Origin of the sequence: Pseudomonas sp., from assembly GCF_030147005.1 — a bacterium.
Classification (GTDB): Bacteria; Pseudomonadota; Gammaproteobacteria; order Pseudomonadales; family Pseudomonadaceae; genus Aquipseudomonas.
Genome location: NZ_JASLAW010000226.1, coordinates 1 through 15,788, shown reverse-complemented (window position 1 = coordinate 15,788; position 15,788 = coordinate 1). Strand labels below are relative to the sequence as shown.

Annotated in this window: 15 protein-coding genes and 2 pseudogenes; 3 read left to right on the top strand and 14 right to left on the bottom strand. The window is 56.7% G+C overall.

The features are described from left to right. The 10 genes and pseudogenes from Q1V60_RS21570 to mnmG form a co-directional block, all read right to left on the bottom strand. Positions 1-598 (bottom strand): annotated as a pseudogene (locus Q1V60_RS21570) (F0F1 ATP synthase subunit alpha); the annotation flags it as partial. A gap of 21 nt (positions 599-619) precedes the next feature. Continuing rightward, entirely contained in the window at positions 620-1,156 is a 537-nt protein-coding gene (locus Q1V60_RS21565) for a F0F1 ATP synthase subunit delta (protein WP_300634533.1), read from the bottom strand. Between the two features lie 12 nt (positions 1,157-1,168). Continuing rightward, complete coding sequence (locus Q1V60_RS21560) at positions 1,169-1,639, bottom strand: F0F1 ATP synthase subunit B (RefSeq protein ID WP_003195835.1); 471 nt, start codon at positions 1,637-1,639, stop codon at positions 1,169-1,171. Between the two features lie 56 nt (positions 1,640-1,695). Beyond that, complete coding sequence (atpE, locus tag Q1V60_RS21555) at positions 1,696-1,953, bottom strand: F0F1 ATP synthase subunit C (RefSeq protein WP_002555987.1); 258 nt, start codon at positions 1,951-1,953, stop codon at positions 1,696-1,698. A gap of 133 nt (positions 1,954-2,086) precedes the next feature. Further along, positions 2,087-2,956 carry a F0F1 ATP synthase subunit A gene (gene atpB, locus Q1V60_RS21550; protein ID WP_057725770.1) on the bottom strand — a complete coding sequence of 290 codons (870 nt, stop codon included), beginning with the start codon at positions 2,954-2,956 and terminating at the stop codon, positions 2,087-2,089. Between the two features lie 16 nt (positions 2,957-2,972). After that, a complete protein-coding gene (locus Q1V60_RS21545) occupies positions 2,973-3,380 on the bottom strand; it encodes a F0F1 ATP synthase subunit I (RefSeq protein WP_300634525.1) in 408 nt (135 codons plus the stop codon). 160 nt (positions 3,381-3,540) lie between these two features. Beyond that, complete coding sequence (locus Q1V60_RS21540) at positions 3,541-4,413, bottom strand: ParB/RepB/Spo0J family partition protein (RefSeq protein ID WP_300634522.1); 873 nt, start codon at positions 4,411-4,413, stop codon at positions 3,541-3,543. Positions 4,414-4,422: 9 nt separating this feature from the next. After that, positions 4,423-5,220, bottom strand: a complete 798-nt coding sequence (locus tag Q1V60_RS21535; RefSeq protein WP_057725767.1) for a ParA family protein — start codon at positions 5,218-5,220, stop codon at positions 4,423-4,425. An 18-nt stretch (positions 5,221-5,238) separates the two neighbouring features. Further along, positions 5,239-5,883 (bottom strand): 16S rRNA (guanine(527)-N(7))-methyltransferase RsmG, encoded by a 645-nt coding sequence (gene rsmG, locus Q1V60_RS21530; protein WP_300634518.1) that lies wholly within the window; start codon positions 5,881-5,883, stop codon positions 5,239-5,241. Further along, on the bottom strand, positions 5,880-7,772 hold the full coding sequence (gene mnmG / locus Q1V60_RS21525; RefSeq protein ID WP_300634515.1) for a tRNA uridine-5-carboxymethylaminomethyl(34) synthesis enzyme MnmG: 1,893 nt from the start codon (positions 7,770-7,772) through the stop codon (positions 5,880-5,882). Before mnmG ends, rsmG begins: the two co-directional genes overlap by 4 nt. A 541-nt stretch (positions 7,773-8,313) precedes the next feature. On the opposite strand from mnmG, the gene Q1V60_RS21520 reads away from it, so the two are divergent. The 3 genes from Q1V60_RS21520 to Q1V60_RS21510 all read left to right on the top strand — a co-directional run bounded on the left by Q1V60_RS21520 (position 8,314) and on the right by Q1V60_RS21510 (position 12,288). Then, on the top strand, positions 8,314-8,820 hold the full coding sequence (locus Q1V60_RS21520) for a sigma-70 family RNA polymerase sigma factor (protein ID WP_300634512.1): 507 nt from the start codon (positions 8,314-8,316) through the stop codon (positions 8,818-8,820). Next, complete coding sequence (locus Q1V60_RS21515; RefSeq protein WP_300634509.1) at positions 8,820-9,764, top strand: FecR domain-containing protein; 945 nt, start codon at positions 8,820-8,822, stop codon at positions 9,762-9,764. The genes Q1V60_RS21520 and Q1V60_RS21515 overlap by 1 nt, the downstream gene beginning before the upstream one ends. 91 nt (positions 9,765-9,855) lie before the next feature. After that, complete coding sequence (locus Q1V60_RS21510) at positions 9,856-12,288, top strand: TonB-dependent siderophore receptor (RefSeq protein ID WP_300634506.1); 2,433 nt, start codon at positions 9,856-9,858, stop codon at positions 12,286-12,288. 48 nt (positions 12,289-12,336) lie between these two features. On the opposite strand, the gene mnmE is transcribed toward Q1V60_RS21510, so the two are convergent. From mnmE to rnpA, 4 genes and pseudogenes are all read right to left on the bottom strand, one after another. Then, positions 12,337-13,707, bottom strand: coding sequence for a tRNA uridine-5-carboxymethylaminomethyl(34) synthesis GTPase MnmE (gene mnmE / locus Q1V60_RS21505; protein ID WP_300634503.1), 1,371 nt, complete (start codon positions 13,705-13,707; stop codon positions 12,337-12,339). 78 nt (positions 13,708-13,785) lie between these two features. Continuing rightward, on the bottom strand, positions 13,786-15,468 hold the full coding sequence (gene yidC / locus Q1V60_RS21500) for a membrane protein insertase YidC (RefSeq protein ID WP_300634500.1): 1,683 nt from the start codon (positions 15,466-15,468) through the stop codon (positions 13,786-13,788). 2 nt (positions 15,469-15,470) lie between these two features. Further along, entirely contained in the window at positions 15,471-15,716 is a 246-nt protein-coding gene (yidD, locus tag Q1V60_RS21495) for a membrane protein insertion efficiency factor YidD (RefSeq protein ID WP_010207715.1), read from the bottom strand. Continuing rightward, a pseudogene (rnpA, locus tag Q1V60_RS21490) lies at positions 15,709-15,788 on the bottom strand (ribonuclease P protein component); the annotation flags it as partial. The gene yidD and the pseudogene rnpA, both read right to left, overlap by 8 nt.

The window sequence follows — 15,788 nt, the reverse complement described above, 5'->3', positions numbered from 1 at the left end:
CGATGGCTACGTAGACGCAGAAAATGCCGCTGTCTTTCTGGTTGATGATCGCGTCGATCGCCAGAGCGGTTTTACCGATCTGACGGTCACCGATGATCAGCTCACGCTGGCCACGGCCGACTGGGATCATGGCATCGACAGCCTTGTAGCCAGTCTGTACAGGCTGGTCTACCGACTTACGCCAGATCACGCCTGGAGCAACTTTCTCGACCGCGTCGGTCTCGGTGTTGCCCAGTGGACCTTTACCGTCAACAGGGTTACCCAGTGCGTCGACAACGCGACCCAGCAGTTCCTTACCAACCGGAACTTCCAGGATGCGGCCTGTGCACTTGGCGCTCATGCCTTCGGCCAGACTGGTGTAAGCGCCCAATACAACGGCACCTACGGAGTCTTGCTCCAGGTTGAGGGCCATACCGTAGACGCCGCCCGGAAACTCGATCATCTCGCCGTACATAACGTCGGCCAGACCGTGAATCCGCACGATGCCGTCAGATACGCTGACGACAGTGCCTTCGTTACGGGCTTGGGAGGTCACATCGAGCTTGTCGATGCGGCCCTTGATAATTTCACTTATTTCGGAAGGATTGAGTTGCTGCATTGCTCTGCTGCCCCTTCAAACTCAAGATTTCAATGCTTCGGCAAGTTTCGCGATTTTTCCGCGAATCGAGCCATCGATAACCAGGTCGCCGGCACGGATAACGACACCACCAATCAGGGATGCGTCCTCCGAAGCTTGCAGGCGCACTTCCCGATTGAGTCGTGCACTGAGAACCTTGGCGAGTTTGTCTTGCTGTTCTTGGTTCAATGCAAAAGCACTGGTCACTTCTACGTCTACCGATTTCTCTGCTTCGGCCTTGTACAGGTCGAACAGAGCGGCGATCTCCGGTAACAGCGGGAGACGGTCGTTTTCGGCAACGACGTGGATGAAGTTCTGCACTTTCACATCAAACTTGTCGCCGCACACTTCAATAAAAGTGGCGGCCTTATTTGCGCTCGTCAGGCGCGGGGCCTTGAGCACGCGCTGCATGGTGTCGTCTTGCGACACTGCTGCAGCCAGGCCGAGCATGGCTGACCAAGAGGCCAGCTGCTGGTGGGCCTGGGCGTGCTCGAAGGCTGCCTTAGCGTAAGGTCGGGCCAACGTGGTCAGTTCTGCCATGATCGCCCTCGCTTAAATTTCAGCAGCCAGTTTGTTAACCAGCTCCGCGTGCGCGTTTTGATCGATTGTGGCACCGAGGATCTTCTCAGCACCGCCGACCGCCAGAGCACCCAATTGGGCACGCAGCGCGTCTTTGACGCCGTTCAGTTCCTGTTCGATCTCGGCATGAGCCGAAGCCTTCACACGGTCAGCTTCGACGCGGGCTTTTTCAACAGCCTCTTCGACGATCTGATTACCGCGCTTCTTGGCTTGCTCAATGATCTCAGCTGCCTGTGCTTTAGCTTCGCGCAGTTGCTGACCCACTTTCTCGTGGGCCAACTCCAGGTCGCGAGCTGCACGGCTGGCAGCGTCCAAACCATCCGCGATCTTCTTCTGACGTTCGTGCAAAGCCGCGATGACCGGAGGCCACACGAACTTCATGCAAAACACTACAAAAATGAAGAACGCAACGGATTGGCCAATCAGGGTTGCATTAATGTTCACGCCAACACCTCGCTCATTCGTTGTCCATCACCCTAATCACTCGAAAAGTCGAGTGATCAGCCAGCGAGTTGACCAACGAAGGGGTTCGCGAAGGTGAAGAACAGGGCGATACCAACGCCGATCATGGTTACGGCGTCGAGCAGGCCGGCAACGATGAACATTTTAACTTGCAGCATTGGAACCATTTCTGGCTGACGCGCTGCGCCTTCCAGGAACTTGCCGCCCAGCAGGCCGAAACCAATGGCAGTACCCAGGGCGCCCAGGCCGATCAACAGTGCAACAGCGATAGCGGTTAGACCAACTACAGTTTCCATCTTTCCTCCCGACTTTTACGTCGTATGGTTTAGGTTTTTTAGATTTTAAAGCGGTAAAACAAATCGTTTCATAGCCCTGAAGGGCCACCTTCCCGTTTCACCGGGAAGGACATCAGACTAGTCGAGACTGGTCTTAATGGTTCTCTTCGTGCGCCATCGACAGGTAGACGATGGTCAGCATCATGAAGATGAAGGCCTGCAGGGTGATGATCAGGATGTGGAACACAGCCCACGCCCACTGCAGAACGATGCCCAGGCCGCTAAGCCAGAGCAGGCCGCTGCCGAACATCACAGCGATCAGAATGAACACCAGCTCGCCGGCATACATGTTGCCGAACAGTCGCAGGGCCAGGGAAATCGGCTTGGCAACCAGGGTCACGAACTCCAGCAGGAAGTTCACCGGGATCAGCAGGGCTTGAACGAAGATGTTCTTGCTGCCGAACGGGTGCAGGGTCAGCTCGCCGATGAAACCGCCGATGCCCTTGACCTTGATGCTGTAGAAAATGATCAACGCGAATACCGACAGAGCCATGCCCAGGGTAGCGTTCGGGTCAGTGGTCGATACGGCACGGAATGGGATATGAGCATCGCCGGAGATCAGGATGGCCAACTGAGGAATCCAGTCCACCGGGATCAGGTCGACGGCGTTCATCAGGAACACCCAAACGAAGATGGTCAGTGCCAGCGGTGCAATCACCGGGCTACGGCCATGGAAGCTGTCTTTCACGCTGCCATCGACGAATTCGACCAATACTTCAACGAAGTTCTGCAAAGCACCTGGCTGACCGGAAGTCGCCTTTTTTGCCGCCATGCGGAAAATCAGGACGAAGATCAGACCCAATGCGACCGACCAGCCCAGAGTATCCAGGTGGAAAGCCCAGAAGCCCATTTCCTTGGCTTCTGCTGCGGTGTGGGCGAAGCCCCAGCCGCCGTTGGGAAGCTGACCGAAAGTCAGGTTCTGCAAGTGGTGCTGGATATAGCCCGAAGCGGTTGTTTCTGCCATGGTTGCCTCAAACGCCCTAAGGTTTCGAAAGTCTTGTTTTCATTAGCAGGGGAGCGAACCAGCTGACCAATTGGGTCAACACGAAGACGCCGAATACAGCCAGCGGCGCCAATGGCTTCACACCTGCAAAGGTCAGTGCGAACAGCACTGCCGTCAAAATCAGTTTCCCCGCCTCGCCGGCATAAAAAGACCGGACAATAGCCTGGGCTGCTCGGGCGCCGGAAAACCGAAAGGCCCTGTGAGCAAAATACATATTGGGCAGCAAGGCTATCAGGCCTCCGCAGAGTCCCGAATATCCGGCTACGACTCCATGCCAGTACCAAAGCGCCAATGCGGCGATCAGCAGAGTGACAAGTTGCGCCAGTAGAACCGGAAAAACAGCCAAACGATGGAACGGCAACGTGTTTGGCGTGCGGGTTTCCATCACTCTTGCTCCTCAATAGTCGGCTGCCGGAAATCACTAACTTGGCATACTTTGTGCCGACAAAATGCGCGCAGAGTATAGGGGCGGTTCTGCCCCTATTCAACTGCCGGGTAGTGATTTCCGATCACACGCTACATGAGTAAATGTTTCAGCGAATGTTTCAACGGATGTGGGCAAGGACACCTTGAAGCTCGTCGAGGGAGTTATATCCGATGACCAATTGCCCTTTGCCTTTCTTACCGTGGCGAATTTGCACCGCAGAGCCTAGCCGCTCGGCCAGGCGCTGCTCAAGGCGCGCGATATCCGGATCAGGTTTGGCGGCTTCGACCGGTGCAGGTTTGCCACTCAACCACTGGCGAACCAAGGCTTCCGTCTGACGAACGGTAAGCCCGCGTGCGACAACGTGTCGCGCCCCTTCAACCTGTTGATTTTCCGGTAAACCGAGCAATGCACGGGCGTGTCCCATTTCAAGGTCGCCATGGGACAACATGGTCTTGATGACTTCCGGCAGCGCGATCAAGCGCAGCAAGTTGGACACGGTCACACGGGATTTACCCACCGCCTCGGCCACTTGTTGCTGGGTCAACTGGAATTCCTGCTGCAACCGTTGCAACGCGATCGCTTCTTCGATCGGGTTGAGGTCTTCACGCTGGATGTTTTCGATCAGCGCCATGGCGATGGCGGTTTCATCCGACACGTCGCGCACCATCGCCGGGATGGTTTCTTTGCCGGCCTGCTGACTCGCGCGCCAGCGACGTTCACCGGCGATGATTTCAAAGCGGCCACTGCCGATGGGGCGCACCACGATCGGTTGCATCACGCCCTGGGCCTTGATCGAGTTGGCCAGCTCTTCCAGTGCCTGAGGGTCCATGTCCCGGCGTGGCTGGTATTTGCCACGCTGGATCAGGTCAAGCGGCAAATGCTGCAGCTCGCGTTCGTCGGCCTGCACCGCTTGTTCTTCCAGCGAAGTGACGGTAGGACCACTCAGGAGTGCATCCAGTCCACGTCCGAGACCTCGTTTTTTGACGGCCATGGGGATTCCTTAAGTTGGCTGGGCTGCAGCGGTGCGTGAATTGCGACGTTGGCGGCGCACCATCTCGCCGGCGAGCGCCAGGTAGGCGATGGCGCCACGGGATGATTTGTCGTAGGCCAGCGCCGGCATGCCATAGCTTGGCGCTTCGGCCAGGCGAATGTTGCGCGGAATCACCGTGTCGTAAAGCTGGTCGCCAAAATGTTCCTTGAGCTGCGCCGAGACATCGTTCATCAGGCTAAGACGCGGGTCATACATGGTTCGCAACAGGCCTTCGACCTTCAGATTCGGGTTGAGCAATTCGGCGATACGCTTGATGTTATCCACAAGGTCGCTCAAGCCTTCGAGCGCGAAATACTCGCACTGCATGGGGATAATCACCCCATCGGCAGCCACCAGAGCGTTGAGCGTCAACATCGACAGCGATGGCGGGCAGTCGATCAAAATGTAGTCGTAATTCTCGCGAATGGGCGCCAGGGCGCTGCGCAGACGGCTTTCTTTCATCTGCATTTCCAACAGCACCACTTCCGCCGCGGTCAGATCGCGGTTGGCCGGCAGCAGTTGATAACCGCCGTGCTCGGAATAGTGCATGGCCTGGCCCAGGTCGCACTCGCCGATCAGCAAGTCGTAGACCGAGTTTTCCAAGCCGTGTTTATCCACACCGCTACCCATGGTGGCGTTGCCCTGTGGATCGAGGTCGATCAACAGCACCCGACGCTTGGTAGCGACCAGGGATGCTGCGAGGTTGATGCAGGTGGTGGTTTTACCCACGCCACCTTTCTGGTTCGCTATCGCGAATACCTTAGCCATTCTTGCTTGTGTTCCCAATCATGCCGTGCGGCGCAGTATCAGCAGATGGCGTTGGCCTTGGCAACCGGGTACGGCCAAGGCGTGTTCGCTATCGAGGTGGAAGTCCGCGGGCAATGCTAACAGCTCGTCGCTTGGATGGACGCCCTTCATTGCCAGCCAGCGGGTGTCGTGGTCGCCCAGGTGGCGAGTCCAGTTGCTGAAGTTCTCCATGCTGCTGAACGCCCGGGAAACAATTCCGTTGAAGGGCTGCTCAGGCGTAAAAGCTTCGACGCGACTGTGGATAACGTGCAGGTTGTGCAGCTTGAGTTCGAGTTTGACCTGGGTCAGAAAGCGGGTTTTCTTGCCGTTGCTGTCCAGACAGGTCACTTGTGACTCAGGGAACAGGATAGCCAGCGGGATGCCAGGCATGCCGCCGCCGCTGCCAACGTCCAACCAGCGACCGTTTTCGATAAACGGCATCACGCTCAAGCTGTCGAGCAAATGGCGCGAGACCATTTCGTCCGGATCACGCACGGCAGTCAGGTTGTAGGCCTTGTTCCATTTGATCAACAGGGCCAGGTAGCCCATCAGCAAAGCGTGCTGGGCTTCGGTCAGGTCGACGCCCAACTGGCGCGCACCTGTGGATAACTCTTCGGCGTGTTGCGAGGTGACCAACGAACTCAAGCGCTTTGCTCCAACTGACGGCCCGCGCCGCGTTTTTTCAAATGAATCATCAACAGCGAAATGGCTGCCGGCGTAACGCCAGGTATACGTGACGCCTGACCAAGTGTTTCCGGCCGAGTTATCCCCAACTTGCTTTGAATTTCCTTCGACAGGCCGGAAATCCCGGTGTAGTCGATATCCACAGGCAGCTTGGTGTTTTCACTGGCGCGCAGGCGAGCGATCTCGTCTTGCTGGCGGTCAATGTAACCGGCGTATTTGGTCTTGATTTCTACCTGCTCGGCGACCTGTGGGTCTTCTGCGCCGCCGCCGGTCACTTCGACCAGGCCGGCGTAATCGATTTCCGGACGAGACAGCAAGTTCAGCAGGTTGTATTCGTGAGTCAGCGGCGTGCCGAATTTTTCGGCGATCGCATCACCCTGTTCAGTGCCTGGGCGAACCCAGGTGCCTTTCAGGCGCTGCTCTTCGAGCGTGATGCTCTCGCGTTTTTTGCAGAAGGCCGCCCAGCGCGCGTCATCGACCAAACCAAGCTCGCGACCCTTTTCGGTCAAGCGCAGATCGGCGTTGTCTTCGCGCAGGATCAGACGATATTCCGCCCTGGAAGTGAACATCCGGTACGGTTCCTGGGTACCCAGGGTAATCAAGTCATCGACCAATACGCCGATGTACGCCTCATCGCGACGCGGGCACCAGCTGTCTTTGCCCTGCGCACGCAATGCGGCGTTGGTACCGGCCAGCAAACCTTGGGCGCCGGCTTCTTCGTAACCGGTGGTGCCGTTGATCTGCCCGGCGAAAAACAAACCGCCGATCACTTTGGTTTCAAGGCTGTACTTCAGGTCACGCGGATCGAAATAGTCGTACTCAATGGCGTAGCCAGGGCGAACGATGTGGGCATTTTCCATGCCGCGAATCGATTGCACGATCTGGATTTGCACGTCGAACGGCAGGGAGGTGGAAATCCCGTTCGGGTACAGCTCGTGAGTAGTCAAACCTTCAGGCTCGATGAAGACCTGGTGGCTTTCCTTGTCGGCAAAGCGATGGATCTTGTCTTCAATCGATGGACAATAACGCGGGCCAATACCTTCGATCACCCCGGAGTACATCGGCGAACGGTCGAGGTTCGCGGCAATGATCTCGTGGGTACGGGCATTGGTGTGGGTGATCCAGCAACTGACCTGTTTCGGGTGCTGTTCCTTGGAGCCCATGAACGACATGACCGGGATCGGTGTGTCGCCGGCTTGCTCGGCCATCACCGAGAAATCCACAGAACGACCGTCGATTCGCGGCGGGGTCCCGGTTTTCAAGCGGCCGACACGCAATGGCAATTCACGCAGGCGTTTTGCCAGGGCAATCGACGGCGGGTCGCCGGCGCGACCACCGGAATAGTTCTGCATGCCGATGTGGATAAGTCCGCCAAGGAAGGTGCCGGTGGTCAACACCACGGCTTCTGCGAAGAAACGCAGACCCATTTGCGTGACAACACCCCGTACCTGGTCCTGTTCGACGATCAGGTCGTCTGCGGCCTGTTGAAATATCCACAGGTTCGGCTGATTTTCCAGGGTTTCACGTACCGCGGCCTTGTACAGGATGCGATCCGCTTGTGCCCGAGTGGCACGCACGGCCGGGCCTTTGCGGCTGTTGAGCACGCGAAACTGGATACCACCTTTGTCGGTAGCCGTGGCCATCACGCCGCCAAGGGCATCGATTTCCTTGACCAGATGGCTTTTGCCGATGCCACCAATGGCAGGGTTGCAACTCATGGCGCCGAGGGTTTCCACGTTGTGCGTCAACAGCAGGGTTTTTACACCCATGCGTGCTGACGCCAGTGCTGCCTCGGTACCGGCATGACCGCCGCCGATGACGATCACTTCAAAACGGGAAGGGAAATCCACCACGCACCTCGTGCCTGCTTATGTAGGTAATCAGGAATTGTTTGTTGAAAGAGTTTTAGAGCTTTGGCGGCAAGTATAGGGACTTAGCCCCTTCTAAAGAACCCTTTGCACAAAATTTAACCAGCTGTGGATGAATCAAGGACAATAGAAATTAAAAGAGAGAAATATATTAAATCTTTGTTTTTATGTTTATTTCTACTGAGCACCTTTTCTGTGGATAGATCTCTACAACCCTTTGTTTACCTAATGTACAGAGATTCAAAAGGTTGTGGTCATGTGGCCATGAGGGGCTTGGATAAGTGCGTTAATCCTGTGGGTTAAAGTACTAGTTATCCACAGGCGGGTTTTTGCTCAGCTTTCGGGCGTGGTTATCAACTGGGCACAAGGGCGGTTATTCACAGGGCTTAATCCACAAAAACAGCTGATTGGACGTCGGCCCAACGACGGATCCAGCGCAGATTCGACAGGCAAGACATCTATTGTGGGAAAACACGAGGGCAGTTAATAATAGCGATTATCATTAACCTACTCCGTCGCCCTTATGTCCCCTCCTTCACACATGAACGCTGTGCAGCGCATTTACGAGCAACACCATTCGTGGTTGCACGGTTGGCTCAAAGGCAAATTGCATAACGCCTGCGATGCGGCCGATGTGGCCCACGATACGTTCGTGCGTATTCTGGGCGGCCGAGACGCGGTGCAAATCCTTGAGCCACGGGATTATCTGGCGACCATTGCAAGGGGGTTGGTGATTGATCGCTATCGCCGGCACGCCATCGAGCAGGCTTATAAACAAGCGTTGGCCGAGCGCCCTGAGGCCACAGCCATCAGCGAAGAAGATAAGGCGATCATCATCGAAACCCTGGTAGCTGTGGATAAGGCGCTGTCCAGTTTGGGCGAACGGGCACGTCGGATTTTCATGCTGTCGCAGATTGACGGGCTGACTTATCAACAGATCGCCGATCATCTGCAGGTGTCATTGACCACGGTGAAGAAGCACATGGTCCGCGCTTTGACCGAGTGTTCACTGATCATGGCCAGTCTGTAATGCCCGCCCCTGATCGCAAGACATTTGAGGCGGCTGCCAGTTGGTACGTGCAGTTTCAGGCGCAATCGCCGACACCCGCCGATCGGCTGGCCTGGCAGCAATGGCTCAATGACGACCCTTCCCACCAGGCGGCGTGGAACCAACTGGAGCAGTTGCAGCGCAGCCTCGGTGCCTTGCCACAGGAATTCACACGCCGGGCATTAACAACCACGCAACGACGTCGCCAAGTACTCAAGTGGATGCTGGTACTCGGCGGCACCGGGTATCTGGGTTGGAATGTTCAACAACACACGTCTCTGGGTAACGTATGGGCCGACTACCGTACGCCTGTGGGTAAACGACGACGGATCGAACTGGCCGATGGCACTCGGGTTGATCTCAACACCGACACAGCCATTGATGTGATATTCGACGCGCGCCAACGCTTGATCCGCCTTCGCGAGGGAGAGGTACTTATCCACAGTGCGAAGCGCGGCTGGCCCACGCCTTTGTATGTGGAGACTCGCCACGGCCGTGTCCAGGCGTTGGGCACACGATTTAGCGTTCGGCAATTCTCGGATTCCACTCGGGTTGGCGTGCTTGAGGACCGGGTCATGCTGTCTCCAGGCGATCGGCCCGACCGCGGTCAAACCCTTGGTGCGGGTGAAAGCGCGAATTTTGATCGACTCACTATCAGCCCCACCCGTCCCTATGGCGGAATTCAAGCGGCCTGGGCCGACGGTCAACTGATCGTGCTCGATGCCAGACTTGGCGATGTAATCGATGAATTGGCGCGCTATCGGCCGGGGGTGCTGCAATGTGATCCGGATTCGGCTCGACTGCGTGTTTCCGGAACGTTCCGCCTGGACTCAACGGATGCGGTACTGGCCAACCTGCAAACGACCCTGCCGATCCAGGTGAAGTACTTCACGCGTTATTGGGTGTCTGTCAGCCGAATCGGGTGATTGAAAAAATAATCCGCAGGGGGGTTATCTTTTTTTTATCACGTGCGGCCCTTCAGGTAATCACGACGCTACCTTCAGGGTTTACCCATTTATGTACCTTCCTACCCAGCTACGCCAGCGACTCTCCTGCCACGCTTTTACCTACGGCCTGCTGCTCACCACTGCCGGCGGGGCGTTGTTATCCACAGAGGTCATGGCCACCAGCGCAACTCAGCACTACGTGATCGCTGCGGGCCCGCTGGACAGTGCGCTGAGCCAGTTCGCCGCCAGGGCTAATGTGATTCTGTCCTTCTCGCCTCAACAGACTTCACGTCTGACTACTTCAGGACTGGATGGCGATTATTCGGTGGATCAAGGTTTTGCCCTGCTGCTGCAAAATTCCGGGTTGCAAGCCGTCGCCCAGGCCCCCGGCAGCTATGGATTGCAAGTAATGCCGACAGGCCAGCTCACCCTTGCACCGACGACCGTGAGCGCTTATCGGCAGGATGGATTCAGTCAGGATATTGGCGGGGATGTGGGCTACAGGGCGCAGAACAGCCGTATCGGTACCAAGACCAGTACGCCGCTTTCGCAGACGCCTCGTTCGGTATCGGTGGTGACCGGGCAACGTATCAAGGATCAGAAATCGCAAACACTGACCGAAGTATTGGGTTACGTACCCGGTATCTTCGCGCCGCCTTTTGCCGCAGGCGACGGGCTGGCGGGCGATCTTTTTTTCATTCGAGGCTTCAACGCTACGGACTACGGCTACGGCCTGCTTAGAGATGGACTGCGTGTACAAGGCAATCGGTACGATACCAGCAGTGAGCCTTATGGCTTGGAGCGAGTCGAAGTTTTCCGCGGCCCTTCTTCGCTGCTCTACGGTGAAAACGCCCCAGGCGGTTTGGTTAACCTGGTGAGCAAACACCCGACCGTGGACCCGCAGCGCGAGGTGCAACTGGGGTATGGCTCGAATAACCGACGCCAGGTGGGTGTGGATATCTCCGGGCCGCTCAATGACAGCGACAATCTTCTCGGTCGTCTGGTGATGCTTTGCCGAAAATCCGATACCCAGACCGACCATGTACCGGATGATCGCCTTTACATCGCGCCCTCCCTGACCCTGAATTTCGACGACTACAACACCCTCACGCTGTTGGCCAACTACCAGAAGGACCACACCAATCTGGAGCTCGGCCTACCTGCAGCAGGCACTTTACTCACTAATCCCAACGGGAAACTGTCCAAGCACACCATGCTTGGCGACCCGGACTGGAACACTTTTGAGCGCGAAGCATGGAGCGCAGGTTACGAGTTCAGCCACAGTTTCAACGACGATTGGCAGTTCCGCCAGAACTCGCGGTACATGCAGTCACGCATCAACCGCCATGAAACCTGGCCAGGTGCGCTGAACAACCGGGGCTTCGGTACCCAACTGAACATGACCGCCTACGACCGCTACAACAAATCCATGGTTTATTCCCTGGATAACCAGCTTGAAGGCAAATTCGATATCGGCACACTGGAAAACACCGTGTTGTTCGGCGCCAGCTACGACCGCACTTCGTTCAACCAGGATTGGAATGCCGGTTTCGCCGGCACCATCAATGTGTTTAATCCGGTGTATCTGCGTGACCCGCTCACTCCGATCGCGGTACAGAACACGTTGCTCGAGCAGCAGATGGAAGGCGTGTATGCCCAGATCCAGAGCAAGTATGACCACTGGTTGTTCTTGCTCGGAGGGCGGCAGGACTGGGTCGACAGCGATTTCCGCGACAAAGTGAACAAGGCCAGCAATATCAGCACTCAAGACCGCAAGTTCACTTATCAGGGCGGCGTGATGTACCAGTTCGACAACGGCCTCACGCCGTATGTCAGCTATTCCACCGCGTTCGTTCCGGTACAGCAGATCTCCAACGCCGGCTCGCCGTTGAAGCCGATCACCAGCAGCCAATATGAAGTGGGTGTGAAGTACGAACCGATCGGCTGGGACACAGCGATGACACTGTCGGTGTACGACTTGCGCAAACAGGACGATACCTACCTCGACGCCACCACCAACAGCTATCGCCAGGTGGGTGAGAGCCGTGCCAAGGGTGTGGAAGTTGAAATAAACAGCAACCTCACGCCAAACCTGAATGTGACTGCGGCTTACACCTACACTGATGCACGAATTACCAAAGACTCCGCCACATCCTTGGTTGAAGGGCGCCAGATGACAGGCGTGCCGCGCAACCAGGCCTCGCTGTGGAGCAAATATCGCTTCCTCGACGGTCAGCTCAAAGGCCTGTCCGTGGGCGGTGGGGTGCGTTATTTCGACAGCACCTTTTCCTACACGGCGCCTACGCTGTACGGAAAGCTGGATGCAGGAAGTGTCACGTTGGTGGATGCCACGGTGGGGTATCAGATCGATCCGCACTGGTCAGTGGATTTGAACGCCAAAAACCTGTTCGACAAGGAATATGTATCTGGCTGCAACGATGCGGGGCGCTGCTATTGGGGTGACAGCCGCACCTTGCTGGGTACGGTGTCCTACAACTGGTAAGTGCTGAAAAGCCTCCGTAGGAGCAGGCTTGCTCCTACAAAACCTAGGCTATTTACCGATACAGAAGCTGGAAAAAATTCGCCCGAGCAAATCATCGGAGCTGAACGCACCGGTAATCTCACCTAACAGCTGTTGCGCTTGACGCAAATCCTCAGCCAACAGCTCCCCGGCGCCCGCCAGGGTCAGCTGTGCCCGCCCATGCTCCAGTGCCGCGCTGGCGTGGCGCAGCGCCTCCAAATGCCTGCGGCGGGCACTGAAGCTGCTCTCGGAGGTCTGCTCATAGCCCATGCAGGCTTTGAGATGATCACGTAGGAACTCCAGGCCCTCGCCTGCTGATTTGGCGCTGAGGCTGATAGTCACATGGCCATCCTCGCTGGTTTCCATCGCAATGGCTTCACCGGTCAGGTCAGCCTTGTTGCGGATCAAGGTGACTTTGGCCGGGTCTGGCCGTTGCTCGAGGAATTCCGGCCACAATGCAAAAGGATCCACGGCCTCGGGGGCCGTTGCATCCACCACCAACAGGACACGGTCTGCTTCGCCGATGGCTTTGAGCGCACGTTCCACGCCGATCTTCTCCACCTGGTCGTCGGTATCGCGCAGCCCCGCCGTATCGACCACGTGCAACGGCATGCCATCGATGTGGATATGTTCGCGCAGGATGTCGCGAGTTGTGCCCGCAATCTCGGTAACGATGGCTGCTTCACGCCCCGCCAATGCGTTCAGCAGGCTGGATTTGCCGGCATTGGGACGTCCTGCGATTACAACGGTCATACCGTCGCGTAGCAATGCGCCCTGCCCGGCTTCGCGCAAAACTGTGGATAACTCCTCCCGGACTTTATCCAGCATCGACAGGACGTGGCCATCGGCCAAGAAGTCAATTTCCTCCTCAGGGAAATCAATGGCCGCCTCGACATAGATGCGCAGGCTGATCAACTGCTCGGTCAAGTTATGCACACGTAACGAAAAGGCGCCCTGCAACGACCGTAATGCGTTACGCGCAGCTTGTGCAGAGCTGGCCTCGATCAGGTCGGCAATGGCTTCGGCCTGGGCCAGGTCGAGTTTGTCGTTGAGGAATGCCCGCTCGCTGAACTCACCCGGACGGGCCAGGCGGCAGCCCAACTGCAGACAACGCTGCAGCAACATGTCCAAAACAACCGGGCCACCGTGCCCCTGCAGTTCCAGCACATCTTCACCGGTGAAGGAGTTTGGTCCTGGAAAATAGAGGGCCAGGCCCTCATCCAACACACTTTCATCCACATCCAGAAACGGCCCGTAATGAGCAAACCGTGGTTTCAACTCCCGCCCACTGATCGCCTTGGCGGCCACGCTGGCAAGCGGCCCGGAAATTCGAACGATGCCAACGCCGCCGCGACCTTGAGCGGTTGCGACAGCAGCGATGGTTTCACGAGGAGCGCTCATCAACAGGTTCCAAATTAAAGTGTAGGAAAGCAAAACGCCCCACTAGGGGGCGTCTTGAGTGGTTATCCACAGAGCAAATTACGCCTCGGCTTTTTTGGTAGCAGCTTCGATTTTACGTGTGATGTACCACTGTTGGGAGATCGACAACACGTTGTTGACTACCCAGTACAGCACCAAACCCGCTGGGAACCACAGGAAGAAGAATGTGAAGATGATTGGCATCATTTTCATCACCTTGGCCTGCATCGGATCCGGCGGAGTTGGGTTCAGGCGCTGCTGGATAAACATGGTTGCGCCCATGATGATCGGCAGGATGAAGAACGGGTCTTTGATCGACAGGTCAGTTATCCACAGCATGAACGGAGCCTGGCGCATTTCCACACTTTCCAGGAGCACCCAGTAAAGCGACAGGAATACCGGCATCTGCACCAGAATCGGCAAGCAACCACCCAACGGGTTGATCTTCTCTTTCTTGTACAGCTCCATCATGGCCTGCGACATTTTCTGCCGGTCGTCACCATGTTGCTCTTTGAGCGCTGCCAGTTTCGGCGCCACGGCACGCATGCGCGCCATCGACTTGTAGCTGGCGGCCGACAGCGGGAAGAAAATCCCTTTGATTAGCATGGTCAGGAAGATAATCGACCAACCCCAGTTACCGACAATGCTGTGGATATGTTGCAGCAGCCAGAAAATCGGCTGGGCAATGAACCACAGGAAGCCGTAATCCACAGTCAGTTCCAGACCTGGGGACAACTCTTTCAGCACCGCCTGGCTTTTCGGGCCGGCGTACAACGTGGCGCTGGTTTCAGCCTTGGCACCAGGCGCGACGGTCAACGCCGGGCCAGTGAAGCCAATGATGTAATTGCCCTGGCTGTCCTTGCGGGTTTGAACCAGGTTCGCTTCACCCTTGTTCGGGATCCACGCGGTCACGAAATAATGCTGCAGCCACGCTACCCAGCCACCTTGAACAGTCTCTTTCAGCGCGCCCTTGTCGATATCTTTCATCGACACTTTTTTGTACGGCTCGTTACTTGTCCACAGGGCGGCGCCCAGGTAAGTCGCAGTGCCGGTGGCGGTGCTGGAAGAAGGGTCGGAGCTGGCGTCACGCTTGAGCTGGGCAAACAGGTTGCCACTCCAAGCCTTGTCGCTGGTGTTGTCGATCAGGTAAGTGACCTTCAAATCGTACAAACCACGCGTGAAGCTGAAACGCTTGATGTAATTGACACCGTCGAGGCTGAATTTCAGGTCGACGTTCAACTGGTTCTGGCCATCAGCCAGTTGATAAGTCTTCTGCTCGGTCGAATAAATCGGACGACCGGTAGCACGTGCATCCGGACCATTGGTGCCGGTCAGGCCGCTTTGCGCCAGATAAGTACGTTCACCGCCGTTATCGAACAACTGAAACGGAACATCCGGGTGATCTTGGCGACGTGGATAAAGCGGCAGCTTCAGCTGTGCGATATCACCGCCCTGCGGGTCGATAGCCAGGTCGAGCACATCCGTTTTAACGTGGATGAGGTCTTTGTTTGTGACCACTGGCGTTTCTAACGGGGCACTTGTCTCGCCATTCGCGCTGGGAACATCGGCACTCGCGGACGCATTGTTACCCAGCGGGGTGTCCGGAATAGCCGGCGCAGCCTGATTGCTAGCAACATTCTGAGTCGGCAGGGCAGCCTGGCCATAGTCTTGGTTCCATTTCAGGACCATGACGTAGGACACGATTGCCAGGGCGACGATCAGGATCGTGCGTTTAATATCCATGATTACTCGGCCATCGAAGAAGAACGGGAGGTAGGGATAGGCGGAACCGGGTCATAACCACCGGGATTCCACGGATGACAGCGACCTAAACGACGAAAGGTCAGCCAGCCACCGCGCAGAAGACCATGATTTTCTATGGCCTCTAACGCGTAGCAGGAACAACTGGGGTAGAAACGACAGTGGCTGGCCATCAGGGGACTGATGGCATAGCGATAAAACTGGATCGGAACGAGTGCCAGTTTACGCATCGGTGCTGTCTACCCCTACAGTCTCGGTGTTGGCTACCGGTGCTGGCTTGTTACGGGCCAGGCGTTTCCAGA